General features: G+C 59.3%; 26 protein-coding genes. 10 read left to right on the plus strand and 16 right to left on the minus strand.

Features of this window, described 5'->3' with window-relative positions:
• Positions 1-15 precede the first annotated feature (15 nt).
• The 4 genes from RBB75_RS06900 to RBB75_RS06915 all read left to right on the plus strand — a co-directional run bounded on the left by RBB75_RS06900 (position 16) and on the right by RBB75_RS06915 (position 6,670).
• Positions 16-897: a hypothetical protein gene (locus RBB75_RS06900; protein WP_353069978.1), complete on the plus strand. Its 882-nt coding sequence runs from the start codon at positions 16-18 to the stop codon at positions 895-897.
• A 27-nt stretch (positions 898-924) separates the two neighbouring features.
• Positions 925-2,235 (plus strand): amidase, encoded by a 1,311-nt coding sequence (locus RBB75_RS06905; protein WP_353069979.1) that lies wholly within the window; start codon positions 925-927, stop codon positions 2,233-2,235.
• Positions 2,236-2,473: 238 nt separating this feature from the next.
• Complete coding sequence (locus RBB75_RS06910; protein ID WP_353069980.1) at positions 2,474-3,505, plus strand: DUF1338 domain-containing protein; 1,032 nt, start codon at positions 2,474-2,476, stop codon at positions 3,503-3,505.
• A gap of 219 nt (positions 3,506-3,724) precedes the next feature.
• Positions 3,725-6,670, plus strand: coding sequence for an FAD-binding and (Fe-S)-binding domain-containing protein (locus tag RBB75_RS06915; protein WP_353069981.1), 2,946 nt, complete (start codon positions 3,725-3,727; stop codon positions 6,668-6,670).
• Positions 6,671-6,685: 15 nt separating this feature from the next.
• On the opposite strand, the gene RBB75_RS06920 is transcribed toward RBB75_RS06915, so the two are convergent.
• Positions 6,686-7,126: a hypothetical protein gene (locus RBB75_RS06920; protein ID WP_353069982.1), complete on the minus strand. Its 441-nt coding sequence runs from the start codon at positions 7,124-7,126 to the stop codon at positions 6,686-6,688.
• A gap of 176 nt (positions 7,127-7,302) precedes the next feature.
• Here RBB75_RS06920 and RBB75_RS06925 point away from each other — a divergent pair, with 176 nt between their 5' ends.
• The 4 genes from RBB75_RS06925 to RBB75_RS06940 all read left to right on the plus strand — a co-directional run bounded on the left by RBB75_RS06925 (position 7,303) and on the right by RBB75_RS06940 (position 10,087).
• Entirely contained in the window at positions 7,303-7,974 is a 672-nt protein-coding gene (locus RBB75_RS06925; protein WP_353069983.1) for a hypothetical protein, read from the plus strand.
• 45 nt (positions 7,975-8,019) lie between these two features.
• Positions 8,020-8,376 (plus strand): PadR family transcriptional regulator, encoded by a 357-nt coding sequence (locus RBB75_RS06930; protein ID WP_353070365.1) that lies wholly within the window; start codon positions 8,020-8,022, stop codon positions 8,374-8,376.
• The gene (locus tag RBB75_RS06935) at positions 8,357-9,073 is read left to right on the plus strand and encodes a hypothetical protein (protein ID WP_353069984.1); all 717 of its coding nucleotides are present in this window, start codon (positions 8,357-8,359) and stop codon (positions 9,071-9,073) included. Before RBB75_RS06930 ends, RBB75_RS06935 begins: the two co-directional genes overlap by 20 nt.
• A 144-nt stretch (positions 9,074-9,217) precedes the next feature.
• Positions 9,218-10,087, plus strand: a complete 870-nt coding sequence (locus RBB75_RS06940; protein WP_179640160.1) for a hypothetical protein — start codon at positions 9,218-9,220, stop codon at positions 10,085-10,087.
• A gap of 416 nt (positions 10,088-10,503) precedes the next feature.
• On the opposite strand, the gene RBB75_RS06945 is transcribed toward RBB75_RS06940, so the two are convergent.
• From RBB75_RS06945 to RBB75_RS07010, 14 genes are all read right to left on the minus strand, one after another.
• The gene (locus tag RBB75_RS06945; RefSeq protein ID WP_353069985.1) at positions 10,504-10,992 is read right to left on the minus strand and encodes a biotin/lipoyl-containing protein; all 489 of its coding nucleotides are present in this window, start codon (positions 10,990-10,992) and stop codon (positions 10,504-10,506) included.
• Positions 10,989-12,497, minus strand: coding sequence for an acetyl-CoA carboxylase biotin carboxylase subunit (locus tag RBB75_RS06950; RefSeq protein WP_353069986.1), 1,509 nt, complete (start codon positions 12,495-12,497; stop codon positions 10,989-10,991). Before RBB75_RS06950 ends, RBB75_RS06945 begins: the two co-directional genes overlap by 4 nt.
• Before the next feature lie 133 nt (positions 12,498-12,630).
• Positions 12,631-13,452, minus strand: a complete 822-nt coding sequence (locus tag RBB75_RS06955) for a hypothetical protein (protein ID WP_353069987.1) — start codon at positions 13,450-13,452, stop codon at positions 12,631-12,633.
• A gap of 262 nt (positions 13,453-13,714) precedes the next feature.
• Positions 13,715-13,930 carry a hypothetical protein gene (locus RBB75_RS06960; RefSeq protein WP_353069988.1) on the minus strand — a complete coding sequence of 72 codons (216 nt, stop codon included), beginning with the start codon at positions 13,928-13,930 and terminating at the stop codon, positions 13,715-13,717.
• A 33-nt stretch (positions 13,931-13,963) separates the two neighbouring features.
• Positions 13,964-14,161, minus strand: coding sequence for a hypothetical protein (locus tag RBB75_RS06965; protein ID WP_353069989.1), 198 nt, complete (start codon positions 14,159-14,161; stop codon positions 13,964-13,966).
• Between the two features lie 200 nt (positions 14,162-14,361).
• Positions 14,362-14,796 (minus strand): ExbD/TolR family protein, encoded by a 435-nt coding sequence (locus RBB75_RS06970; protein WP_179640164.1) that lies wholly within the window; start codon positions 14,794-14,796, stop codon positions 14,362-14,364.
• A 58-nt stretch (positions 14,797-14,854) separates the two neighbouring features.
• A complete protein-coding gene (locus RBB75_RS06975) occupies positions 14,855-15,301 on the minus strand; it encodes an ExbD/TolR family protein (protein WP_179640165.1) in 447 nt (148 codons plus the stop codon).
• 150 nt (positions 15,302-15,451) lie between these two features.
• A complete protein-coding gene (locus tag RBB75_RS06980) occupies positions 15,452-16,195 on the minus strand; it encodes a MotA/TolQ/ExbB proton channel family protein (RefSeq protein WP_179640166.1) in 744 nt (247 codons plus the stop codon).
• Positions 16,196-16,327: 132 nt separating this feature from the next.
• Positions 16,328-17,062, minus strand: a complete 735-nt coding sequence (locus RBB75_RS06985; RefSeq protein WP_179640167.1) for an energy transducer TonB — start codon at positions 17,060-17,062, stop codon at positions 16,328-16,330.
• Between the two features lie 135 nt (positions 17,063-17,197).
• Positions 17,198-18,160 (minus strand): protein translocase subunit SecF, encoded by a 963-nt coding sequence (gene secF, locus RBB75_RS06990; protein ID WP_179640168.1) that lies wholly within the window; start codon positions 18,158-18,160, stop codon positions 17,198-17,200.
• Between the two features lie 47 nt (positions 18,161-18,207).
• Positions 18,208-19,815, minus strand: coding sequence for a protein translocase subunit SecD (gene secD / locus RBB75_RS06995; RefSeq protein WP_353069990.1), 1,608 nt, complete (start codon positions 19,813-19,815; stop codon positions 18,208-18,210).
• Positions 19,816-19,959: 144 nt separating this feature from the next.
• On the minus strand, positions 19,960-20,271 hold the full coding sequence (gene yajC, locus RBB75_RS07000) for a preprotein translocase subunit YajC (RefSeq protein WP_179580550.1): 312 nt from the start codon (positions 20,269-20,271) through the stop codon (positions 19,960-19,962).
• A gap of 164 nt (positions 20,272-20,435) precedes the next feature.
• Positions 20,436-20,756: an MmcQ/YjbR family DNA-binding protein gene (locus RBB75_RS07005; protein ID WP_353070366.1), complete on the minus strand. Its 321-nt coding sequence runs from the start codon at positions 20,754-20,756 to the stop codon at positions 20,436-20,438.
• A gap of 158 nt (positions 20,757-20,914) precedes the next feature.
• On the minus strand, positions 20,915-21,355 hold the full coding sequence (locus tag RBB75_RS07010; protein WP_353069991.1) for a nuclear transport factor 2 family protein: 441 nt from the start codon (positions 21,353-21,355) through the stop codon (positions 20,915-20,917).
• 129 nt (positions 21,356-21,484) lie between these two features.
• Here RBB75_RS07010 and RBB75_RS07015 point away from each other — a divergent pair, with 129 nt between their 5' ends.
• Positions 21,485-21,985: a heme-degrading domain-containing protein gene (locus RBB75_RS07015; RefSeq protein WP_353069992.1), complete on the plus strand. Its 501-nt coding sequence runs from the start codon at positions 21,485-21,487 to the stop codon at positions 21,983-21,985.
• Positions 21,986-22,290: 305 nt separating this feature from the next.
• Complete coding sequence (locus RBB75_RS07020; protein WP_353069993.1) at positions 22,291-23,889, plus strand: hypothetical protein; 1,599 nt, start codon at positions 22,291-22,293, stop codon at positions 23,887-23,889.
• On the opposite strand, the gene tgt is transcribed toward RBB75_RS07020, so the two are convergent.
• Positions 23,882-25,009, minus strand: a complete 1,128-nt coding sequence (tgt, locus tag RBB75_RS07025; protein WP_353069994.1) for a tRNA guanosine(34) transglycosylase Tgt — start codon at positions 25,007-25,009, stop codon at positions 23,882-23,884. The genes RBB75_RS07020 and tgt overlap by 8 nt on opposite strands.
• Positions 25,010-25,093: the final 84 nt, after the last annotated feature.

The raw sequence follows: 25,093 nt of genomic DNA on the forward strand, positions 1-25,093 counted from the left end.
ACGATAGTCTGAATCATGTCTCCAGTGAAGCTGATCGTTGTCTTTGCTGCATGCCTTGCGTTACTAGCCGCCAACTCCCCTTCATCCGGGCCTCCCCTTTTGATGGAGCGCAGCGCTCCGTCAGACCTCGAGATCACAGGCATGGCTGCAGGTGTCACGCCCGGAACAGTTCGCTACATCTCCTACGAGCGACTTCTAACACTTCCACAGACGACGGTCACAGTCACTGGAGACGACAACTTCCGCGAACTCCCTCAGCAAAAATTAGCCGTGACCGGCGTTTATCTTGACGTACTGGAAAGCTCCCTCCGCGCGCTTCCCGGCTCGGATCTCCTGATCGCCCTGTGCTCCGATGGCTATCGTGCAACCTATCCTCGCGACTATGTGAAGATCCACCGTCCCATTCTCGCGTTGAAGATCAATGGGCTGCCCGTTGAAACCTGGGTAGCCCGGACGCATAGCGACGACCCCGGCGCCTACTTCATCACGCACGCAGGGTTCACTCCGTCCTTCAGCGTCCTCTCCTTCCAGGAGATCCCCAAGATACCAGCGAAAGTAACCCGGCTGGAGTTCGGCACGTCGCAACAGGTCTATGGCGCCATCTCACCTCATCAAAGAGACGCAGCCAACCCGCAGGTCATCGATGGTTTTCGCATCGCCCAGCAACACTGTTTTCGCTGCCACAACCTGGGCAGTTACGGCGGCACAAAAGCAGGTAAACCGTGGCAGACATTAGGCAGCTTCGCCTCCTCGTCGCCAGCCATCTTCGAACGCTATCTCCGCGACCCGAAGTCCGTCGACCCGAAATCAACCATGTCCTGTGATCCACAGCTCGGCGAGCCTGCTGCAAAGGCCCTGCAGGCTTATTTCCAGACCTTTGCCACCACGCCTCACTAACTATCTCCTCACCTGGCGGTCAAGACTATGACAACCGCGCTCTCTCCGCTCACATCCCTGCGCCACGCAATTACATCAGCCGAAACCGATCCCTACACGATCGCAACCGCTGCCGCCGGTAAAGCGAACAGCAACGCCTCGCACAACACCTACCTCACCCTCACCACAACCGAATCGCTCCATCGAGCCGAACAACTCCCGAACCTCTTTGCTGACGTTCAGAATCGCCCTCCGCTCTACGGCGTTCCCATCTCGCTCAAAGACTGCTTCGACCTGGCAGGAAGCGCTACCAGTTGCGGCTCCAGCTACTACCAGCAGCTCCATCCGATTGCCGCAAAGAACTCATGGGTCGCACAGCGGCTGCTCGATGCGGGAGCAATCATCCCCGGAAAAACTCACCTCAATCAACTCGCCTACGGCATTACCGGCGAGAACGCCGACTTCGGAGACTGCCTCCAGCCGCGCGATTCAACCCTGCTCACCGGCGGCTCCTCCAGCGGCGCAGCGGCCAGCGTGCAGCAAGGGTCCGCCCTCGCAGCCATCGGCACCGACACCGGCGGCTCCGTCCGCGTCCCCGCCGCACTCTGCGGACTCGCCGGCTACCGCGCCTCTCACGCTGTCAGCCGCGGCAGAGAACGCTGGTCCGGCGCAGCCCATCTCGCACCATCCTTCGATACCCTCGGTCTGCTCTTTCGCGATCTCCGCGATGGCCCCGCACTCGCCAGCGCCATCTACGACATCCCCTTGGCGCCCGTACCAACTCAACTCCGCATCGGCTATGTCAACGACGAGTTCATGCAAGATTGCGAACCCGAAGTTCACTCAGCATTCGCCGCGTGGAAGCAGCACCTCCGGCAACACGGCGCAAGCCTCTCGCCAATCGACACCACCTTCTGGGCCGACAGCTTAGAGATCTTTACCTCCATCCAGGCCAGCGAAGCAGCCCATCTCCATCGCGGCCACTATCAACACTTCGAGCCCGCAATCGCGGATCGCCTCACTTGGGGAGCATCCATCACCGCCGATCAGCTCAGCCTCCATCACCGTCGTCTCGAAGACTTCCGCTCAAAGATGTCCTCGCTCTTTCGGCAGGTCGACCTTCTCTTGATCCCCTGCGCGCCGGTCAGCAAACTTTTTGCAGGCAAAGACCAGTCGCACATCCGTAAAGCGATTCTGCGTTACACCACGCCAGTCAGCCTTGCGGGCTTGCCCGCTGTCACACTCGCTGGCGAAGCCATCGGCGCGCCCTTCGGCACCGGCATACAGCTCATCGCCGCGCCCATGCAGGACGCTGCACTCTTAGCCTTCGCCGCCTCCCTCCCAATCCGCCACCACTAGGCCGTAGACCATTCACGACGCGGAACTACCCGCTACGCGCGGGGCGGTCACTTCGTGACATGTATGCCCCTTTGGTTGGCGCTCCCGTTGGTCGCGATCAAAAATCTTTTTGCCGACCATTGAGAGGCCCACGGCGAAGCCGGTATACATGTCACGAAGTGACCTTTACAGACGCGCTCCCATTGACGATGATGTTAGGGGCCGGACGAAACCCTCCGGGAGTCACGAGGAATTAACCATGAGCACAGGCACCAGCGTCCTACGCAAAACACTCGACCAGATCATCGGTACCGAGCGCACCGAACACCTCTTCAAGCTGTTGGTCATCCATCCCGAGATCGCCGCCGACCCCGGCCCGCAGGTCTCTCGCGCCGTTCTCGCGCAAGCACTCAACATGCTCCTCTTTGAAGATCTTCTGCGTCGCGTACCCACCGCCAAAACCTACGCCGACTACACCCTCAACAAAGGCCGGCAGATCCTCCACGACCACGGCGCCGTCCGCACCGTTGCGCTCGAAGGCATGGGTGGTCTCCCCGCCGGGCAGGAAGCCATCACGCGCATCCTCCGCCCACTCGGCTATGGACTCAACGGCGTCTACCCCCTCGAACGCCTCAAGATGACCGGCCGCTCCCACGCCCAGGCCGACTACCCCGAAGAGATCGCCCAGTTCTTCCTCAGCGAGCTTCATCCCGAGCGCTTCTCGCCCGAGTTCCAGGCCGCCGTCCAACGCGTCACCGCAACTTCAAAGGATCCTGTCACCCCACAGGCAACGTCCCTCCTCGACAAACTCGAATCCGCTGGCTCCCTCAGCGTCGAAGAGTCTGTAACGCTGCTCCCCATCCTGGCCTCCGTCTTCGAGCGTCAGCACACCGAACCCGCTCTCGCCGACTACGAGATCCTCCTCGCCGAATCTCCTGAGATGGCCTGGATCTCGACCGAAGGCAACGCCTTCAACCACGCCACCGACCGCGTTCCCGATGTCGATCAGCTCGCCGAAGAACAGAAAGCTCTAGGCCAGCCCATGAAGGCCGCAGTCGAAACCTCGCAGTCCGGCCGTGTTCGCCAGACAGCCTTTCTAGCCGCCAAAGTTCAACGCAAGTTCCGTACGCCCGAAGGCGCTCTTATCCCCAAAGAAGTTAATGGCTCCTTCTACGAGTTCATCACCCGCTTGCCCCTTCCCGAAGAAGACGGCAAACAAAAACTCGACCTCGGCTTCGACAGCTCAAACGCCCAGGCCATCTTCAAGATGACCGCCACCGGCAAGTCTTGAAAAATCCTGTTCTGACGAACGGGCCTCCTGCGCGTGGCGCGGTCACTTCGTGACTTGTATACCCCTTCGGTTGGCGCTCCCGTTGGTCGCGAGAGAGAATGATTCCGACCAACGGAAGGACCAGCGCTTCTCCCCAACCCAGACAAGGTACACAAGTCACGAAGTGACCGCGCCACGCGCAGTGGGCCCGTCTGGCAGGACCAAAGTATAGTGACCAATATGTCCTCCTCCCCCTTCGTCGTCCTGCCGAGCTCCCACGCCCGCGCGCACGACACCTTCCCCGCCTCCGACGAGCTAGCCCAGCTCCTCCAGGAGCAGATCCGCGGTGAAGTCCGCTTCGATCCCGCCTCCAAAGCCCTCTACTCCACCGACGCCTCCAACTACCGCCACATCCCCATCGGCGTCGTCCTCCCCCGCGACGAAGCCGACGTCATCGCCACCGTCGCACTCTGTCGCCGCTTCAACGCACCCATCCTTACCCGTGGCGCCGGTACCTCGCTCGCCGGCCAGGGCTGCAACGCCGCCGTCATCCTTGACATCTCCAAATACATGAACGGCATGGGCGAGATCGACGTGCAAAATCGCACAGTCAAAGTCCAGCCCGGCATCGTCCTCGACCGCGTTCGCGACGCCGCCGAAAAGCTCCACCTCACCTTTGCCCCCGACCCCGCCACCCACAGCCGCTGCACCATCGGCGGCATGATCGGCAACAACTCCTGCGGCGTTCACGGCCTCATGGGCGGCAAGACCGTCGACAACATCGCCACCCTCGACCTCCTCCTCTACGACGGCACCCGCCTCACCGTAGGCCCCACCACCGAAGCCGAGCTCGCCGCCCACATCGCAACAGGAGGACGCATAGGCGAGATCTACGCCACCCTGAAATCCCTTCGCGACAACTACGCCAGCCAGGTCCGCGAAAAATTTCCCAACATCCCCCGTCGCGTCTCCGGCTTTAATCTCGACGAGCTCCTCCCTGAAAACTCCTTCAACGTAGCCCGAGCCCTGGTGGGCAGCGAAGGTACCTGCGCCATCATCCTTGGCGCCACCCTCCAGCTCGTCCAGTCTCCACCCTGCCGCACCCTCGTCGGCGTGGGCTTCCCCGACATCTTCCTCGCCGCCGACCACGTCCCCCAAATCCTCGAGCACAAACCCATCGGCTTCGAAGGCATGGACGGTCTCCTCCTCGACGCTATGCGCCGCAAGCAGAAGTTCTCCGAAGAGCTCGCGCTCCTCCCCGGCGGCAACGGCTTCCTCATCGTCGAGTTCGGCGCAGACACCCAGGCCGAAGCCAACACCAAAGCCCGCGCCCTGGTCGCCTCACTCAAAACCATCGCCCCGGACGCAACATCACGTATTTACGCGACAGCCGAAGCCAAGAACGTCTGGCGCATCCGCGAGTCCGCCCTTGGCGCAACCGCCTTCATCCCCGGCGTCGGCACCGGCTGGGAGGGATGGGAAGACGCCGCCGTCGATCCCCATCAACTCGGAAGCTATCTCCGCGCCATCTTCGCCCTCATGAACGAGTTCGGCTACCGCAGCCCCATGTACGGCCACTTCGGCCAGGGCTGCGTCCACATGCGCCACAACTTCGACCTCGAAACCGAAGCAGGCATCCTCAAATTCCGCCAGTTCATGGATCGCGCCACTGACATCGCTCTCGCCCACGGCGGCTCTCTCTCCGGCGAACACGGCGACGGCCAGGCCCGCGGCGCGCTCCTCCCCAAGATGTTCGGCGAAGAGTTGATGAACGCCTTCCGCACCTTCAAGCGCCTCTTCGACCCCACCAATCGGATGAACCCCAACAAGCTCATCGACGCCCACCAGCCGCACGAAGATCTCCGCCTCGGCGCCGACTACAATCCCTGGCAGCCCAAGACCCACTTCGCCTACGCCGAAAACAACGGCAGCTTCGCCGACGCCAACCTCCGCTGCGTAGGCGTAGGAGCCTGCCGCAAGACCGACGCCGGCACCATGTGTCCCAGCTTCATGGCCACCGGCGAAGAGCTCCACTCCACCCGCGGCCGCGCCCATCTCCTCTGGGAGCTGATGCAGGGCGAAGTCCTGCCCGACCAGTGGAAGAACAAGCAAGTCAAAGAGTCGCTCGACCTCTGCCTCGCCTGCAAAGCCTGCAAGTCCGAGTGTCCCGTCTCGGTCGACATGGCCACCTACAAGTCCGAGTTCCTCGCCCACCACTATGAAGGCGAGTCCCGCCCGCTCTCGCACTACGCCTTTGGCCGCATCGACGTCTTCGCCCGCCTCGCCTCCTACGCCCCACACCTCGTCAACGCGATCAACCACACACCGCTCATCAGCGCTGTCATGAAGAAGATCCTCCACATCCATCCGCAGCGAACCTTCCCCCGCTTCTCCAAACCCTTCACCCCCGACCGCCGCCTCGCCCGCGACCCAAAACGCCGCCGCGACCGCCGCAATCCACTCCCCGCCGAAGCCCCCGAGGTCTTCCTCTGGGCCGACACCTTCAACAACTACTTCCACCCCGCCGCCATGCGCGCCGCCCACCAGGTCCTCACCACCGCCGGCTTCCGCGTCACCCTGCCCACGCAGCATCTCTGCTGCGGCCGCCCCCTCTACGACTTCGGCATGCTCGACACCGCCAAAGACTACCTCCTCAAAACTCTCAACGCCCTTACCCCGCAGCTCCAGGCCGGCACCCCCATCGTCGTGCTCGAACCCTCCTGCGCCTCCGTCTTCCGCGACGAGCTCACCAACCTCCTCCCCCACGATCCCCGCGCGCAAAAACTCCGCGACCAGACCTTCCTCCTCAGCGAGTTCCTCGTCAAACACGCGCCCAACTACCGCCCGCCACAACTGGCAGAAAAAATCCTCGTTCACGGCCACTGCCACCACCGCGCCACCATGGGCATGCACGACGAGGTCGCCCTCCTCCGCCTAACCGGAGCAGACGTTGAATTACTCGACTCCGGCTGCTGCGGCATGGCGGGTCCCTTTGGCTTCGAAAAGGACAAGTACGACGTCTCCCAAACCCTCGCCAACCGCGTCCTCCTCCCCGCCGTTCGCAACAAAGCCGCCAGCACCATCCTCGTCACCGATGGCTTCAGCTGCGCCGAGCAGATCACCCAGAACACCAAAGCCAAACCCATGCACCTCGCCGAAGTCTTAGCCCTGTCAAAATCAGACTAGGAGATAAGCGCCAACCTAAGCCATATCCGACAGCAAAAGCCCCCTATCGCGCAGAACCGCCGTTAGATCCTCGTAGCTCAAATAAAAGACAATCTTCAGACCATCGCCCGAACGATGCACAACAAAGGTCGATCGCAGGCTAAGCTCGTCGTTTAGCCCGCTCCCTCGATCAAACTTCACCAACCACTCAGTCTTTAGCAAAACGTATCGATCATCCAGTCTTGTCTGTTCCACCGATGCCAGCGTACTAACACTGCTCCCCACGCTCTCAAACAGCTGCCTGCGTTGCGGAATCGCCATCAGCAGCACCGAAGACGGAACTGCACGAGCGCCGCTTGGATCAGCCGCCATAAAGACATCGGCAAACTGCATCGCAATCTCTTCAGGACTCCCCACGTTAGAGTTCGCCTCATACTTCTCAAGAAAAACTCTTACCTCTTCGCTTAGATTCTCCATCTCGCCTCCTTGAATTTCGAATAGTCCCACAGCCAACATCCGGAAAAAGTGGACTTTAGTATTATATCACATTTTTGGTTACAAATCAAGAGAGACCAGAAACCCCTTCCTTCAGAACCGCACCACGAAGCCGCAACATGCATCCCGCCCCAGACGATTTGCTACCCTAGTCCTCAATGAATCTCGACGAGGTCCCCACCGTGATCGATGTGCACCCTCCCCATGAGCCCATTCATGGCTGGCGAGACTTTCTGCTTCATCTCCTGACCATCACCATCGGCCTGCTCATCGCGCTCAGCCTCGAAGGCTGCGTCGAGTGGCAACACCACCGTCATCTCGTCCACGAAGCCGAAGCCAGCCTCCACGCCGAGATCGAAAGCAACGCTAAGGGCCTGCCCGATGCACTGGCCGGTCTGCACAAGAACCAGGCTGAACTCAAGCACGACGTCGAAGTTCTCAAATACGTCATCAAGAACCACAAGGAGCCAGAGCACGCGAGCATGTCGATTGGTTCCGGTATCCAGACCATCGACGACGTGAGCTGGAGGACCGCACAATCCACCACCGCCCTCTCCTACATGCCCTATGCCCGGGCCGAGGAGTATGCCAATATCTACACCACCCAGACCGAGCTCTACAACGCCGAGCAGCAGGCCGCCCGCGACGCCATCATCAGCCTCGCTCCCTTCATGAATATGGAGGAGAAAGGTCCCGACCTGACCGAGGCCCAGGCCAGCGACATGAAGCAAAAGATCGAGGTTCTTCAGGGACAGCTAACCCTGGTCGAATCCTTCATGAATACCCTCGACCGCGAGTACAAAAAATTCCTCACCGCCCACCCCGACTGAACAAAGCCATTGCAATACCTCGAACCACAAGGTATTGTGTCCTTGATGACTCGCCGCGAGACCAATCCGAACTTTATGAATGGAGTTCCGGAGCTCCTCATCCTCAGACTCCTCCAGCACGAGGAGATGTATGGCTATGAGATCGTCGACGCAATCCGCAGCCGCACCGGCGCAGTGATCGCGGTCGGCGAAGGCGTCGTGTATCCGGTTCTCCATGGACTGGAACGCGACGGAGCGCTTAAGTCCCGACGCAAGACCGTCAACCGCCGTAGCCGTATCTATTACTCCGTAACGCCCGTCGGAGCGAAACGGTTAGCCGATCTCTCGAAGACCTGGACCAACCTGGCCACCGCAATCCAAACCATGCTGACAGGAGGGCACCATGGCCAGGCCATTCCATGAACTTCGCGAACGCCTGCTTCGGGCTGGCGTAGCGCCACGGTATGTAAAACGTTACTTGAGCGAACTTGTCGATCACCTGGCCGACCTGAACGCGGAAGAGGAGCGAGCCGGTCTCAGCCCAGGGGACGCGAAGTCCGCGGCGCTCCTCCGGCTCGGCGAAACGGAGGATCTCGCCAGGGCAATGATCGACCAGCGTCAACTCCAGTCCTGGAGCGTCAGGGCGCCGTGGGCAACCTTTTGCCTCGCCCCGCTCTCGCTCCTCGCAGCGGCCTACTTCATTGCCTGTCTCATCTTGTGGTCTGGCTGGCGAATCTTCCTGCCGGGACTCGATTCGCCATTCGTCCCAATAAATGGCCTCGCCATTCTCTACTTCGGCGTTGGCTGGTCTCTCTTTACCGCAGCGCCGACTCTCATCGGTTGGGCAATCGGACTCATCGCAGCCCGTCAGAGACTCAATCTGGTTTGGCCCATCGTCGGCTGGATTCTGGTCGCACTGGTCGGTGGCACAGCGAAAGTCCACGCCCATCGTCCAAACCTGCATGACAAAGTCGCACATATTACCATGAGCTTCACGCTTGGACCTCTCCTCCAGGGGATTCCCGATGGCCTGTCTCAAGCCCTGCTGATCTTCTTGCTAACAGTCCTGCCCTATCTCCTTTTTTCGATACTCCGGCGCGGTCGCGGAATATCGACTTAAGGAACTCCCCGGACCGCGCCTACAAAAAATTCCTCACCGCCTACCCAGATTGAGCCTCTTCCGCGCCCTCAACCCACACTTAGCCTGCTCAAACCGACTCCACGTAATGGATAGTTTGATAGAGTGTGGAAGATTAGAAGACCCATGCTGCGATTCTCCCTCTCTTTCGTTTTTTTAGCCGTCCTCCTCTTCCAGCGGGCACTCGCGCAAACCTCCCAATTGCAGCGGGAGGTTGTGACCGATAAATCAGACACGCACGATACTCCAGTCGCCCATCCGCTCTCATGGTGGACTCAAGACCCGCTTCGACTCGATGTGGACCGCACTCTTCCCTTCGGCCTCAAGGCAACGGATGGTCACCTTATCAGCGCCCAGGACTATCGCGTCGAACAGAAGGTGACCGACCTCTGCGTTCTCTCGACCCACGCCATCGTCCAGATCATCACCACCATCTATGCCCAGCCCGGTCTAGCCCTCGATACCTCGACGGTGCCAGGCGCCGGCCCACCTATTTCCTTAGCCGATCTACCGCCCGCGCAATGGAAGAGCCTGCTGGTGAAGGTTCCGGTCGACGATCGCAGTGTTGCTCCGCAGCCTGATCAGTACTTCGAAATCTATCGACTGCAAGCCGACGGAGGACTCTTTCAGTCTCTCAAGTCCGCATCCGTCTATGGCGTAGGACCCAATGCCATCCTTGGGACCTTCGACCCTGACGGTGGAAACGGAGGAGGATGCGCTGACGGATACTGGTGGTTCGATGCGGCAGGAGCTCACCCGGTGGACTTCTCGCAACTCGACCGCGCCATCACGACTGCGCTGCCGCCGGACACCGTATATACCTCTCGGTGCTGGGCGCTCCATCCTGAAGAATCCAGGCTAAAAAGCGGAGTGCAAAAACGCAATGCAACCTGCCACGCCTGCGATTGGGTAGGAGAGGTCGTCGCGACCTATCGGATCCGGCAAGGTGCCGCCCTTCCAGTCTCGGTTCACTTTCAGCCCAACCCGGAGCAGTAAAGCAACACAGCATATTCTCCGTTCCCGGTCGTGTCTGGCCCGCGCGCAACAATCTCCTCGAGGCACCCAAGTGGAAGTGCCCCAAAAACTGTCAAGCCCCCAAACCGCAAATCCCTGCGCCAATCCAGCACATTCGCGTGGCGTATGAGTTATCCTCCAACCGCTATACTGGTAGTAGAGAAGCAAAAGAGGCCGCCGAGCAATCGGGGGCCTCTGTTATTAGCCAACAAGTCATTTATTTTCAATATTTTGCAAGCAAGTCGCATGGAATCAATAATTTACATACACAAGCAGCCGGCAAACCAATGATTCCAAGTGATTTACTCCCAAAATACCCCAAGGGGGGAGGGGGGTACCCCCACCCAGAGAGAGGAGAAAGAAATGACCCTATCAAGCTGCCAGCTAGGAGAACCGCTCTACTCAACCACCACCAGCACATCCCCGGAGCCGACCGCATCGCCAACCGCGACCGCAATTCTGGCCACCCGTCCGGTCTTGGGAGACTTCAGCTCGTTCTGCATCTTCATTGCTTCGATCACTACCAGCGCCTGGCCCTCCTCGACCGCATCGCCCACCTCCACCAGCACCCGCACCATCCTACCCGGCATAGGAGCCTTCACCGGACGCGGCCCATCCGTCCCGGCACCCGCCCCCCGGCGCCCCTGCAGCGACCGAGGATCGGCAACCTCAAACTCGAACCGCCGTCCCCCAATCACCACCCCATTGCCATCCAGAACGCACCGGTACTGCCGTCCGTCAATCAACAACGACAGCACTCCAGCCTGCAACACCCTTACATCCGCCACCATCGGCCGCCCGTCCACCGAGCACTCCATCCCCGCGCCGAACTCAGCCGCAAGCTCAACCCGCCGCTTCTCTCCCACAACCTCAAGCCAGACCGTCACAGTCGCAACCCCTCCCGCCGCCCGGCCACAGCCCACCGGCTCTCCTCAGAGACACCGGAGACAGCCTGCGCCCCGATCGTTTCCCGCCTCGCAGACGCAGCAAACAGCGCAGCCGCCAGCGCCACCACATCCTCCGGGACATCCTCCTGCGCATCTTCCTGCGCAGGGGCAGCGGGTTCAGCCAGCAGCCTCTCCAGATACCCCGTGTCAATCCGGGCGGCGCGAAAGTCTTCATCCATCAGGATCCGCCGGAACAGCCCGATATTGGTCTTGATCCCGCCAATAACATACTCCCCCAGCGCCCGCAGCATCCGGTCAATAGCCTGCTCCCGCGTCGGCGCAAACGCCACCAGCTTCGACAGCATCGGATCGTAGTCCAGCGGCACATTCCAACCCTCATACACCGCGCAGTCCTCGCGAATCCCCGGACCGCTCGGCTGAATCAGCCGCGTAATCAATCCCGGCGAAGGAAAGAAATGATTCTCAGGGTCCTCCGCATAGATCCTGCACTCAATCGCGTGTCCGCGCAGCCGAACATCCTCCTGCGTCAGCGGCAGAGGCTCGCCCATCGCCAAACGAAGCTGCAGATGCACCAGATCCAATCCAGTCACCATCTCGGTCACAGGATGCTCCACCTGCAGCCGCGTGTTCATCTCCAGGAAGTAGAAGTTCTCCGCATCATCCACCAGGAACTCGACCGTCCCAGCGTTCACATACCCAGCCGAGAGCGCCAGTCGCGCCGCAGCCTCGCCCATCCTGCGGCGCAGATCATCTCCCACAACCGCGGAAGGAGCCTCTTCGATCACCTTCTGGTGCCGCCGCTGCACCGAGCACTCCCGCTCGCCCAGATACACGCAGCTCCCATGCTCATCCGCCATCAACTGGATCTCGATATGCCGAGGCCGCTCGATCAGCTTCTCCAGATACACCTCGCCCGACCCAAAGCTCCGCTCCGCCTCACTGCTGGCCGCCGTAAATGCCGCCCCGAGATCCTCCGCCCGCGTCACCGCCCGCATGCCCTTACCACCGCCTCCAGCCGCAGCCTTCAGCATCACCGGATAGCCAATCCCGGCGGCCACGCGCAGCGCCTCGGCCACATCGGCCAGCCCCGTCACGCTCCCCGGGACACGAGGCATCCCCGCCGCATCCGCCGCCTGTCGCGCCCTGGTCTTCGAGCCAAGCACCCGCATCGCGCTCGCCGGAGGCCCAATGAACGTCACCCCAGCCTTGGCACAAGCCTCGGCGAACTCCGCATTCTCCGAGAGGAACCCGTACCCAGGGTGAATCGCATCCGTACCCGTCCGCCGCGCCACCTCGAGGATCAGATCCCCCCGCAGATAGCTCTCCCCCGCCGGCGCCGGCCCCAGCCGGTAGGCCTCATCCGCGTGCAGCACATGCAGGGCCCCCCGGTCGACATCCGAGTAAACCGCCACCGTGGCCATCCCTATCTCCCGGCACGCACGAATAACCCGCAGCGCAATCTCCCCGCGGTTCGCAATCAACACTTTTTTTATCGACCGTCGCAAGCGGCCATTCTACCCCAGACGACTGACTCACCGAGCCAAAACCAGAACACACCCAAACACAAAGAGGCCTCCCGCTATGGGAGGCCTCCAGCATCACAACAAGCAACGGCGGCTACTGCATCGAAACGCCACCCTGTGTCGCCTTTTCCTTCTTCAGCTCATTTTCCTTGCGAGCGCCCATGGCCTTCTGTATCCAGGTATCAACCTGGGCCATATCAGCCTTACGAGCAGGTTCATCACCGCACTCCAGATCCGCCTTTCGACGATAGGTCAGTTGCAGGTACTGCATGGCGTCGTCATAGGTAGGGTTCAACTCGACAGCTTTATTCAGATACTGCAGTCCCTCGTTCACCAGATCGGTGTTAGCAGTCTGCAGCTTCTGGCATGCTCCCTTGCTCTTTTTGGGGTTGCCATCGCCTTGGTCGGTCAACCCGTCCGCAGCAAGAATTGTGATCGCGTTCTTATAAGCCAGCGTCCAGTCCACGAAGCCGACGGTGTAGTAGGCCTCCGGATCATTCGGAGCAATCGCGATGACCTTCTTCTCGTACTCCTTAGCCACATCAAACTTCTTGATGTTTCGATTGATGGAGGCTATCTGTTTCAACGCAGTCAGATCGTTAGGATCCTTCGCGAGAACAGCGTTGAAGCCATCAAGGGCTTTCTGCGCGACCGCAAGGTTCTCTGGCGTGTCCAGATTCGGCACCACTTGATACGAGTAAGCGGTCGCCAGATACAGCTTCGCGTCTTCGTAGTTCGGATCTAGGGCGATCGAATTTTGGAAGTGGTTCACTGCCTCTTCGTATCGTGCATTCTTGAATGCCTGCACTCCCTTGGTCAGCTGATCCCGAGCCTTCAGGCGATTACACCCGGTTGCAGTGATAAGCATCAGCGCCAGCAAAGCAGCCGTAACCGGAATCCGTGCGGTGAATTTCATTGGGCGAATCATCTCCTTCAAAATGGGCGCGAGTTTCTATTCCAAAGACCGGGAAAGACTACATAACCAAGTTTCGGCGTTCGCTTGATTGTAATGGTATATGTCCTAACGTGACTAGAGCAGCTTTCTTTCCCTACTTCAAAAAGGAACTAATGTCGGTCTTTTGTACTACAACCATGAAGCTTCTGCCTAGCTCGAACTGCTCTTCGTGATTCGATGCAAGCCAGCGGTCGTGGGCTAGCCGGAACACAAACAAAGTGGCCTAAACTATACGCCCATCTCGCATCTTGACGATTCTGTCCGCATAGGAAGCGGCGTCGGCGTCATGAGTGATCATCAGAATCGTCTGCCCGAGCCGGCGGTTCAGGTCCTTGATCAACTTCAGCACTGCCTCCGAGTTCTCACTGTCCAGATTGCCCGTAGGCTCGTCGGTCAGCAAAATCGCCGGTGAATTCAGCAGTCCGCGCGCAATCGCCACCCGTTGCTGCTGCCCGCCAGAGAGGGCACGAGGCTAATGTTTCAGCCTGTCGGTAATCCCAAGCAGCTTGAGAATCTCCTGAAATGCCGGGTCGAACACAGTATTCCGGCCACCGATATACTGCACGATCCGGATATTGTCTTCTGCAGACAGAGTCGGCAGCAGGTTGTACTTCTGGAACACGAACCCCACCGTGGTATTGCGAAGCTCCGTTCGCTCGGCGTTGGTCATGCCCGCCAAATCCCCGGCCGTTCAGATGCACTGTCCCTGTTGTCATCGGGGTCAAACCACCCAGGATATGAAAGAGAGTCGACGGAGGGGTGAACGAAATTTAGGTAACGCTAGCACTCGATCAACCACAGTTACTTACACAAAACTTCAGGCAACTGGTCACCTGGACCAGTCGCCTGCGCAAAGCTTTACCTACTGAATTACTGTCCTGCTTCGACTCGGGGTGTAATGAGACCGATGTTATCCACTCCGGCTTGATGACCGAAGTCGATAACCTCAGCAACCTTGCTGAAGTCCAGATCCTTGTCGCCTTTGACGAACATGACCTTCTCCTGCCGGGTTGCAAAGATCTCGGCAAGCTTAGGCTCAAGGTCGCCCTTGTTCATCGAAGTCTCGTTGATCTTGTAAGCCGGGGCTGCAGCGCCATTGGATAGCACCTGAACGACGATCGTACGGTCATTCTCCTGCTGCTCCTTATGATCCTTGGGAGGCTGAGGAACCAACGTCTCCAACCCTCGAGGCGTGACTGGCACGATGACCATGAAGATGATCAACAGCACCAGAAGAACGTCGATAAGCGGGGTTACGTTGATCTCAGAAACCGCTCCGCCAGTATTTCCACCACCCATTCCCATAGCAATCTCCTCAGATACTCTTGCCGCTCCAGTCGATGCGAGTCCGGCACCCTACATGCTACTTCTTGGTTGTTGTCGCGCCGGTGTCGTCTGTTCTTTCAGTCAACAGGCCAAGCTGGCTTACACCGGCGGACCGGATTCCATCCACCGCATCCATCACTTTGCCATAGTTGGCACGGATGTCCGCGCGCATAAAGACCTCTTTGCTGGTCTTGTTCTCCAGTTTCGCGGAGATCTTAGGTCCAAGATCATCGAGCGTTACCTGGTCGCCGCCGAGAAACGTCCTGCCATCGCGGGTCACAGCGACGACGACGGCATCTTCCTTATTGGCATCTTCCATTACCACCGCGGCATCAGCCTTCGGCAGATCCACGTTGACTTTGTTGTTCAGCATGGGGGTGATGACCATGAAGATGATCAACAGCACCAGCATCACGTCCACCATCGGCGTCACGTTGATGTTGGAGTTGACCTTCTTGCCTTCATCCCGCTTATTGATACCCATAACGTATGCTCCGTCCGGTTGCTGTATTTACTCTTCCTGCGATAGCTGCCCAGCCCTCGGACGCCGTTCGCTGGCGGCGCCCGAAAGCTTGGTCAGAGGGTGATTCCCGCAGAGTGCTGCTGATTGCCTTGCGCCTTCAGGACCGAAGCCTTACCGGTGGCTCTGCTTGATGAAGTAGTCAACCAGTTCGCTCGAGCTGTTGTCCATCTCGACGTCAAACGCCTCGACCTTACCGGTGAAGTAGTTGAACGTCATAACGGCCGGGATGGCGACGAGCAGACCGAAGGCGGTCGTTACGAGAGCCTCCGAGATACCGCCGGCAACTGCGCCGATACCAGAGGTCTTCTGGGTTGCAATCTGCTGGAAGGCGTTCAAAATACCGACCACGGTACCGAACAGTCCGATGAAGGGAGCCGTCGAGCCGATCGTAGCCAGACCGCCCAGGCCGCGCTTCAGCTTTGCGTGAACGATGGCTTCCGAGCGCTCGAGTGCACGCTTGGAGCTCTCAACCTGCTCCTCGGTGATCGTGCCACCCGAACCAAAGCTGCGAAACTCCTGCAAGCCAGCGGTAACAACCTCGGCGAGGTGCGACTTCTTCGAACGGTCCGCAACTTTGATCGCCTCATCCAGACGGCCGTCCTTCAACGCGCCTGCAACCTTCGGGGCAAACTCGCGAGACTGCTTGCGGGCAGCAGAGAAATAGAGGGCCCGGTCGATGATCACAGCGAGCGACCAGATCGACATGATGAAGAGAAGAATGACGACGCAACGGGCCAGCCAGCCCATGTTGCCCCAAAGTCCCATTACACTGAAGCTGACCTGGGCTTCCTCGAAGTACAGGGCGAGGGAAGCGGGAACGTGAGCGAAGGTTGTTGCTAGATGAGCGAGAATCACTGGAATATTTCCTCCTGGTAGAACTCTAACTTTCAGAATCTTGACCCGGGAATCCCCCAAAAGTTCGACACCTTTGGGAGACCCGCGAGAGACGTTATTGCCTGATTAGACTTGATTTAGATGAGCCTTGGTTTAGCCGCCGCCGAAGTTGAAGTTGACGGTGATCTGAGTATCCACTTCGGTGGGCTCGCCGTTCAGGAAGTACGGCTTGTAGCGCCACCCTTGGACGGCCGAGACCGCCGCAGACCGAAGCATCTCAGGACCACTGACGACCTCGAGCTTTTCGATCGTGCCGCTCTTCGAGATCACCGCATGCAGAACAACCGCACCGGAGACGTGAGCAGCTCTCGCGATTGGTGGGTAAACGGGATTCTGCCCAGACAGCTTATTGCCAGCTACGACGCCGCTCGATACGCGAGCCGGGCCCTTCGGCGGAGCAACCTTGACGACTGGAGTCGGCGCAGTGCCGATTCCGCCCATCACGCCACCTGGAACACCGCTTCCGCCACCCATACCAGCCATGCCGGCAACACCGGCAACCTGCGGAGGTGGAGCAGCATCTTCCTTCAGCATCTTAATGTCTTTAGGAATCTTCGTCGGAGCGTGAAGACCTGCGTCGATCTCCGACACCATCTTGATCGGCTTGACGATCTGTTGCGGCGGCGGAGGGGGTGGAGGGGGAGGGGGTGGAGGCGGCGCTGTCAGCATCGCAGTCATTGCCGTCTTCGGCAAAGCCTCCGGATACAGCAGCGGAATAAGGATCATGGTTGCCAGGATCGCGCCATTGAAGATAAAGGTCCCAATCATCCAGTACTTGGACTTGGTCTTGATCTGGCCGCCGGATTCCATCAACGAGGATTCGAACATATGCAGCCTCTTTACTGTGAAGAAGAGCTATTTTTCTTTAGACACCACGTTGCTGCTTTTTGTTCCCAGTTGTTTTTTGTTCCAGCCACTTCTTTTTTTGTTCCTGTCCTACTCCATCGGCAGAAGAGCCGATCCCTACACCTTCGCGCGCTTGCCCGCAGGTAACGTCACCGACTTGCCCTTGCTCACTCGCCAGTCCTGATAGGCCACCAGCATCGGCGCAGCCACCGCGATCGATGAGTAGGTTCCAATTAGGATGCCAACAACGAGCGCAAAGGAAAACCCATGCAGCACTTCTCCGCCAAATAAATACAGCGAAAGCACCGTCAAGAAGGTTAGGCCAGACGAGATAACAGTTCTGCTCAACGTCTGGTTAATGCTCCGATTGACAACATCATGCAGCGACTCCCTCCGCGAAAGCGCAAGATTCTCGCGAATGCGGTCGAAGACGACGATGGTGTCGTTCATCGAATAACCAATCAACGTCAGGATTGCAGCGATAACGGTAAGCGTAATCTCCTGATTCGTCAAACTGAACGCGCCAACCGTGATCAGCGTGTCGTGGAACACCGCCACCACCGCAGCCACGCCATAGATCAGCTCAAACCGGAACCACAGATAGATCAGCATTCCGATCAGCGAGTACAGGGTAGCCAGCCACGCCTGCTTCTGCAGCTGTTTCCCAGCCGTAGGTCCAACAATCTCAACCTGCTCCACCGTAAACGCGGAGTCGCGGTAGTTGGCAGTCAGGGCGCTCTCCACACTCTGCCGACCCGCATCGTGCGACTGGTCGGTCGCCGTTGACTCGGGCAGCGCGATGATCACCTTGTTCGCCGCATGGCCGCTGGGATCACTGACGCGCTGAATGCGGGCATCGTGCACGCCCGCACGGTCCATCGCCTGCCGGATATGATCCTCATTCGGAGTCTGGTCAAAGGCCACACGAACCTGCGTGCCTCCCTTGAAATCAACCCCCATCGGAATGTGGTGCCAGAACAGGATGCTCAACACACCCAGAACAGAAAAGATCAGGGAAAACCCGAGGAAGTACCACTTCTTCCCGAGCCAATCAATATTTGTTGTACGAAACAGTTCCAAGCTCAAACCCTCAGCGGCAGCCAATGGCTCCGCAATCTCTCGAAAAACTAAATAGACAGCGCCGCGCCGCGTTCCTTCTTCTGCAGAATCGCGTCAAAGATCACGCGCGACACCAGCACCGCGGTAAACAAATTGGCGAACAAACCGAACGCCAGCGTCACCGCAAACCCACGCACCGGACCCGAACCGAAGAGGAACAGAATCATCGCCGAAACGATGGTCGTCACGTGGGTATCGATGATCGTCACCCAGGCATGCGCAAAGCCCTGCTGCACCGCCGCCGCCGCTGTCTTGCCGGCCCGAAGTTCTTCGCGAATACGCTCGAAGATCAGTACATTCGAGTCCACGCCCATACCAATCGTCAGGATCACACCCGCGATTCCTGGCAGTGTCAAAGTCGAGCCGGTGAAGCCCATGAACCCCAGCAGGATCACCAGGTTCAGCATCAGCGCCAGATCCGCATTGATGCCAGCACCCTTGTAGTAAATCAGCATGAAGATCATGACCGCCAACATACCGGCGATCGCCGCGACCACGCCCTGATGGATCGAGGCAGCGCCAAGGCTCGGCCCAACCGTCCGCGTCTCAAGATACGAGATCGAAGCCGGCAACGCGCCCGTGCGCAACATCAGCGACAGATCGTTCGCCTGCTGCTGCGTAAACGCACCGGTGATCTCGCCGCTGTCGCGAATTGCTGACTGGATTCCCGCAACCTCGCGAACCTTGTTATCCAGCAGAATCGCCATCGAGCCCGGCGTCGCGCTTGAAGCTGTATGCGCCTCGGTGTACTTGTAGAAGCGATCTCCCGCCTCAGTCGTCAGGTTGAACCGGATGTTCGGCCGGCCGTTCTGGTCCTGCCCCGGCTGCGCATCGCGGAAATCAGTGCCTTCCACTTCGCTGACTCGCTTCAGCAGCCAGATCTGGTCCGGTGCGCCTGCGGAGCCGCTGCCATGCACCAGCATCGAGTCAGGAGGAATCGCCCCGCCGTTCGCCTGCAACGCAGCCTGATCCGTCTCATAAGGCCCACCAGTCACCGCATGAATCGACAGCTTGGCAGTCGACTGAATAATCTCTTCCACCCGGCCGGGATCGCTGACGCCGGGCAGCTCCACCAGGATCTGGTTCTCGCCCAGCCCGTACTTCTGAATCACCGGCTCAGCTACACCCAGCTTGTCAATGCGCTCGCGAATCGTCTCGATCGAAGTATCGAGCGTCCGCGTCTCAAGATCCCGAGCCGCGCCAACCTTCATCGTCAGTGCCGAGTTGCCATCAGGCGTCGTGGTGACGTCATAGGTCGAATAATCGTTCCCCTGCAGCACGGAGCGAGCGTCACTCAACTTCGCCGCCGGAATACCCGACACGATGATTGTCTGTGGCCGCAAGGGATCCGTCTTGCCCACAGTAGCGCCGACCACTCCGGCCTTCTGCAGATCGCCCTCAAGCCTCGCTACATCGCGGTCCGTAGCCGAAGCGATCGCCTCAGCCACGTGCACTTCAAGCACCAGGTGGGTGCCGCCCTTAAGGTCGAGCCCCAGGTGGATACGATCTTTGATCGACTGCGTGAGCCCGCCATGTGGAATGCCCACGATGCCGAAGCAGAAGATCACCAGTACCGCAACGATGAATGCCGATTTCCCGGCCAGATTCTTGCCCATGATCTTTATTGAAGGGTGCAGCCGCGGTGCCATGCTTCAGTCCCGCCGCCGCTATCCTTGTTTCTTCCTCGTCCGTTGTTAACGGTTCAATCTCAACGTGCCTACATCTAATATCTGTTACAGCTTTGTTGTGAAGTCTTTGTTCTAGGCAGCCTGTTCGTCAGTCGTCACCGCGGCAATCGCGCTTTTGACAAACTCTAGCTTCACGCCGTCCGGCTGAACCCGCAGGATTACCAGATCGTCCTTCACGGTCAGTACCGTGCCGCGAATCCCGCCATTGGTGGTGACACGGTCGCCGGTCTTCAACTGCCCCAGCATCTCCTGCCACTTTTTCTGCTTCCTTTGGTTCGGCGCGATCATCAAAAAATAAAGCACCACAAAAAACAGGATCGGCAGGGCAAGACTGCCAAGATTACCCAGTCCACCCATCGCACTCTGCAACCACATCGCAAACATCAATCGAAACTCCGTTCAATCACTCAATTCTTCTTTAGCACTGGCCAGCGAAACCACAGCCCAGTGCGCGCAGCCGGACGCAACTTCGCCTATGGTGCAAAAGTGTGCCTAGCCCCTAAGCATCGCGTAACCGCAACCCCCTGTCAAGGCGCGAGCATCGCTCCTCACTTCGCCAAACGTCGCTTCCAGGCCATCTTTATCGCGCCCTCCAACATATCCGCGCTCACCGAGTCCAGCCGTACCCGGGTGGCCCCACCGCGACCCCACCCGCCAGGCACAGGAGAAAACGCCTCCGGCGCATCCTCCACCAGCCCAGTTTGCTCCTCCGGGCTCAGCTTCAGAACGCCATAGCCCTCCTTCTCAAACGCAAGAGTACAAAAGATCTTCCCTCCCACCCGGAAGTCGGGATGCCCCTGATGTGACCCCTCGGAGGCTCCCGGCAGACTCAACGCCATCCGTCGATAATCCTTTGCAGTCACCCGCATCTCCTCGTAAAAAGCTCTCAACACTCTACGCCCACCGCCGCCAATCCAGCGCCAACCTTCGCCTTAACGCGGGACGCTAATCGCCTATCTCATAAAGGCATGAATAGACATGCCTAGCCAACCACCGCCGAAAAACGGGTTGCTTTGGCATGGGGCCGCTAGCGTTCTTCAGGAAAATGCGATTCATGGCCTGCGACACATTGCCAGCGCCCATCGCGATAGACAAAAATATCCGTAAAGCGATTCTTCGCATGAAATTTTCCGTCCTGGCTTCTTGTCCCGCCCACACCACGGACATAAGCGGAATTGCCATGCACATGCGCATGCAACTCAGATAATTCGAAGTGAACGGTGCTCGGCTTCGCGACGGTCGCCAGCATTGCTCTGCGGTCGATCAGTGAGCCATCAAAGTTTGCCTCTTCGAATTCATCTGCCAGAATGCACTCTAGCGCAGCCTTATCGTGCTGCTCCACGGCTCGCAGCCAGACCTGCTCAATCTGAACCAGCGTCACCGGATCTTTTTGCTGGCCCGCTGGGCAACCTTGGCCATGCGCCAACGAAAACGAACACAATAGCAACAGGGGTAAAAAAAATTTCATGGCCGTTATCATTCCTATGCCGTTAGAGACGCAGCGGTCGGACATTTTGACTCTGGAATAGTTAGCCAGAATTTCTTTTTTCGTGAAGCAATCGATTTGCAACCGTATGCAAGCAAGAAGGAAGCGCCCATGCCCATCCCCGAAGACCTCGCCGCCATCGCTCACCAGGAGGCCGAACTCCGCTTCTCCACCTTCGACTATGACACGGCCTGGCGTCTCGGCCAGAGTCTGCGCGATCTGGCCGTCTCCCGCAATCAGTCTCTCGTCATCGACATTCGCCGCTTCGGCCAACCTTACCAGCCGCTCTTCTACACTGCCCTCGCCGACACCACGCCGGACAATCCCCGCTGGGTGCAGCGCAAATCGAATGTAGTCGCCCGCTTCCATCGCAGCTCCTATGCCATCGGCCTCGCACTCGAGCAGAGCAGCCGCACCTTCAGCGAACGCTACAGTCTTCCCGATGCCGACTACGCCGCCCACGGCGGTAGCTTTCCCCTCCACGTCATCGGCGCGGGCGTGATCGGCTGCGTCACCGTCTCCGGCCTGCCACAGCGCGAAGACCACAGTCTCGTTGTCGAAGCGCTCTGCCTCGAACTTAAGCAGAACCACGACTCCCTGCGCCTCGCATAACCGACCTGCCGCACTGCAATGCTCTAATAATCTGTCCAGACACTGTCCTGCCGGACGGGCCCGCTGCGCGCGGAGCGGTCACTTCGTGACGGGTATACCCCTTCGGTTGGCTCTCCCGTTGGTCGCGAAAAAAAGATGATTCCGACCAACGGGAGGACCACGCGAAGCTCTAAAAAAGGCGCGCGAACGCCCGCCCTCCGCGCAGAAGGCCCGTCCGGCAGGACAGCTTCATGACAACTTCTAACAACTGCAATGCTCTAATAAAAGTTTGCCCGCAGCAGCGGCACCACGGGAGCATCGAAGCCATGTCGGATCGGTCATACGCCATCACCCGGACACTCTCCTCCGTGTTCCTCGTGGGATACCTTCTGCTCTTCGTGATCCGTACCTGGCACTGGCCCCTCATGGGCGACGCCGCCCTCATGCATTACGTCGTCTTCCTCATGGACCACGGCATGGCTCCGTATCGCGACATCGTCGATCCCAACATGCCGACGACGCTTCTGATAGAAGGCGCCGTCATGCATCTCTTCGGCGGCAACTCGCTCACCTGGCGGCTCTTCGACCTCTCGCTCCTGGCCGTCTCGGCACTCGCCATGTTCGTCATCTGCCGGCCCTACAGCCGCTTCGCTGCACTCTTTGCAGCGTCCCTCTTCGCGCTCATCCACGGCCGCAACGGCCTAGTCGAACTAGGTCAGCGCGATCTCACGATGACGGTCTGCCTCCTCATCGGCTACGCCTTCCTACTCACCGGCCTGAGAACCCATCACAGAGCGCTTCCACCAGGAAAGACCAGGCCCTGGATGACGGCCCTCTTCGGATTCTTCTGCGGCGTCGCAGCCACCATCAAGCCATCCGTTCTCTTCCTCGGACCAGCTGTCCTGCTCCTCGCAACCATCGCCCTAAAACGCAGAGGTCAACCCTTCGCCTCGCACCTCATCGCTGGGCTTCTTGGAACACTGACGCCGCTCCTATTAATCCTCGCCTGGCTTCACCACCAACACATCACCGCCGATTTCTTCCGAACCCTCACCCAACTCCTCCCCTACTTCCTCCTCCTCGGCCCCCGCTCTTACCCTCATCTCATCCTTCACAGCATCTCGTCCGTCATGCTTCCCGTCGTGCTGCTCTGGCTCCCCATCGTCCTCCTCAAAAAAGACTGGCTCACCTGGGAGCGAGCCGCCCTCCTCGTCGCAGTTCTCTTCGGACTAGCCTCCTTCTATCTCCAACGGAAGGGTTTTCCCTACCATCGCTACCCCTCCGAAGCCTTTCTGCTCCTCCTGATCGCCATCGACTTCACCACCATCCTCAAAACCAAACCAGCCCACTGGCGACTCCGCTTCACCAAGACCAATAAACTTCTGCCTGCCCTGTCCATAGCGGGAATTGTGGTTGGCGTAGTCTTCGTCGCAGGCGGTTCCACCGCACACGCCCTCTGGCAGGACTGGCGCAATCAGGAGTTCGACACCATGCTCCGCGCCGACCTCAACCGACTGGGAGGCGAAAAACTCGACGCCCGTGTGCAGTGTCTGGACATGGCCGACGGCTGCATCCCCACGCTCTACAACATGCGTCTCGTGCAATCCACCGGCTATCTCTACGACTGCTACATGCTCTCCAACCAACCCGGGACCGAACGAGACCGATCTCGCGAAGCCTTCTGGCAGGCCATCACGAAGAATCCCCCTGCCGTCTTCGTCGTCTCAAGCAACGACTGCGACCCAGCCACCCAGCGCCCCGGCTACGCCTATCAAAAGCTGAACCGCTGGCCCCAATTCGACGACTACCTCCAAGCCAACTACCACCTCGACGTAGAACGAATCCCCCCGCGCATGGTCAACGCAGGCAGCAGCCCCTCCAAGCCCCTCGGCTACAGAATCTACGTCCAAAACAACCTCAACTAGCTTCGCCAACTCCTGCCAAATCCCGCCGCACCCGCTCCATCGTATCCAGATAAAACGCAATATTGTGCACGCTATTCAGCACAGCACTCAACGGCTCGCCCGACGCAAATAAATGCCGCAGATAAGCCCGCGTATACCGCCGGCACACCATACATCCGCACGTCGCGTCGATCGGCCCCTGATCCTCCGCATACTCCTTCTTCTTGATATTCAGCCTGCCCTCCGATGTAAACAGCAGCCCATGCCGCCCCGCCCGCGTCGGCAGCACGCAGTCCATCATGTCCACGCCCATCCGCGCGTACTCCTCAATCTCATCCGGATACCCCACCCCCATCACATATCGCGGCTTATCCTTCGGCAGATGCTCCAGCGTCCAGGCGATCATCTCCCGCGTCACCTTCCGCGGCTCCCCCACCGCCAGCCCGCCGATGGCATACCCTGGCAGATCCATCTCCACCAGCCTCTCCGCCGACTCCTTCCTCAAATCCGCATACATGCCGCCCTGCACAATCCCAAACAAACTCTGCGTCTGCCCCTGTCTCTCCGAAAACCACGGTACCCGGTCCTTATGTAACTCAAAGTGATCCTTCGACCGCTGCGCCCACGCATGCGTCAACCCCATCGACTCCCGCGTCCTCTCCCACGTCGCCGGCGTCTCCACGCACTCATCGAAGACCATCGCAATATCCGCCCCCAATGCAATCTGCACCTCCATCGAGTGCTCCGGCGAGAAAAAATGCTTGCTCCCATCCAGGTGCGACCGAAACTCCACCCCCTCCGGCGTCACCTTCCGCAGCTTGCTTAAACTGAACACCTGGAACCCGCCCGAATCCGTCAGCATCGGGCGCTCCCAGCTCATAAACCGATGCACCCCGCCCATGCGCCGCACCAGCTCATGCCCCGGCCGCAGATACAGATGGTAGGTGTTCGCCAGAATAATCTGCGCCCCCTTTCCACCCGCGCCAACCTCTTCCAGCAGACTCTGCGGCACCGCCTTCACGCTCGCCGCCGTCCCCACCGGCATAAACACCGGAGTCTCCACCACTCCATGCGGCAGCCTCAGCCGCCCCCTCCGCCCTCCGCCCTCAGCGGTCCTGTCTACCTCAAACGAAAATCCCATTACTCCGATTGTATGAGGGCAGGCCCATTTCGCCTCCAACGACGCACCAACAGCCTCTTCGGAGCAGTCACACTCCATTAATTC

This window comes from Tunturibacter empetritectus (genome assembly GCF_040358985.1).
GTDB classification, from domain to species: Bacteria; Acidobacteriota; Terriglobia; order Terriglobales; family Acidobacteriaceae; genus Edaphobacter; species Edaphobacter empetritectus.

Coding starts and splice junctions, on each gene's coding strand:
- RBB75_RS06900 (WP_353069978.1), top strand. CDS start 16: ATGTCTCCAGTGAAGCTGATCGTTGTCTTTGCTGCATGCCTTGCGTTA.
- RBB75_RS06905 (WP_353069979.1), top strand. CDS start 925: ATGACAACCGCGCTCTCTCCGCTCACATCCCTGCGCCACGCAATTACA.
- RBB75_RS06910 (WP_353069980.1), top strand. CDS start 2,474: ATGAGCACAGGCACCAGCGTCCTACGCAAAACACTCGACCAGATCATC.
- RBB75_RS06915 (WP_353069981.1), top strand. CDS start 3,725: ATGTCCTCCTCCCCCTTCGTCGTCCTGCCGAGCTCCCACGCCCGCGCG.
- RBB75_RS06920 (WP_353069982.1), bottom strand. CDS start 7,126: ATGGAGAATCTAAGCGAAGAGGTAAGAGTTTTTCTTGAGAAGTATGAG.
- RBB75_RS06925 (WP_353069983.1), top strand. CDS start 7,303: ATGAATCTCGACGAGGTCCCCACCGTGATCGATGTGCACCCTCCCCAT.
- RBB75_RS06930 (WP_353070365.1), top strand. CDS start 8,020: ATGACTCGCCGCGAGACCAATCCGAACTTTATGAATGGAGTTCCGGAG.
- RBB75_RS06935 (WP_353069984.1), top strand. CDS start 8,357: ATGGCCAGGCCATTCCATGAACTTCGCGAACGCCTGCTTCGGGCTGGC.
- RBB75_RS06940 (WP_179640160.1), top strand. CDS start 9,218: ATGCTGCGATTCTCCCTCTCTTTCGTTTTTTTAGCCGTCCTCCTCTTC.
- RBB75_RS06955 (WP_353069987.1), bottom strand. CDS start 13,452: ATGAAATTCACCGCACGGATTCCGGTTACGGCTGCTTTGCTGGCGCTG.
- RBB75_RS06965 (WP_353069989.1), bottom strand. CDS start 14,161: ATGACCAACGCCGAGCGAACGGAGCTTCGCAATACCACGGTGGGGTTC.
- RBB75_RS06970 (WP_179640164.1), bottom strand. CDS start 14,796: ATGGGAATGGGTGGTGGAAATACTGGCGGAGCGGTTTCTGAGATCAAC.
- RBB75_RS06975 (WP_179640165.1), bottom strand. CDS start 15,301: ATGGGTATCAATAAGCGGGATGAAGGCAAGAAGGTCAACTCCAACATC.
- RBB75_RS06985 (WP_179640167.1), bottom strand. CDS start 17,062: ATGTTCGAATCCTCGTTGATGGAATCCGGCGGCCAGATCAAGACCAAG.
- secD (WP_353069990.1), bottom strand. CDS start 19,815: ATGGGCAAGAATCTGGCCGGGAAATCGGCATTCATCGTTGCGGTACTG.
- yajC (WP_179580550.1), bottom strand. CDS start 20,271: ATGTTTGCGATGTGGTTGCAGAGTGCGATGGGTGGACTGGGTAATCTT.
- RBB75_RS07005 (WP_353070366.1), bottom strand. CDS start 20,756: ATGCGGGTGACTGCAAAGGATTATCGACGGATGGCGTTGAGTCTGCCG.
- RBB75_RS07010 (WP_353069991.1), bottom strand. CDS start 21,355: ATGAAATTTTTTTTACCCCTGTTGCTATTGTGTTCGTTTTCGTTGGCG.
- RBB75_RS07015 (WP_353069992.1), top strand. CDS start 21,485: ATGCCCATCCCCGAAGACCTCGCCGCCATCGCTCACCAGGAGGCCGAA.
- RBB75_RS07020 (WP_353069993.1), top strand. CDS start 22,291: ATGTCGGATCGGTCATACGCCATCACCCGGACACTCTCCTCCGTGTTC.
- tgt (WP_353069994.1), bottom strand. CDS start 25,009: ATGGGATTTTCGTTTGAGGTAGACAGGACCGCTGAGGGCGGAGGGCGG.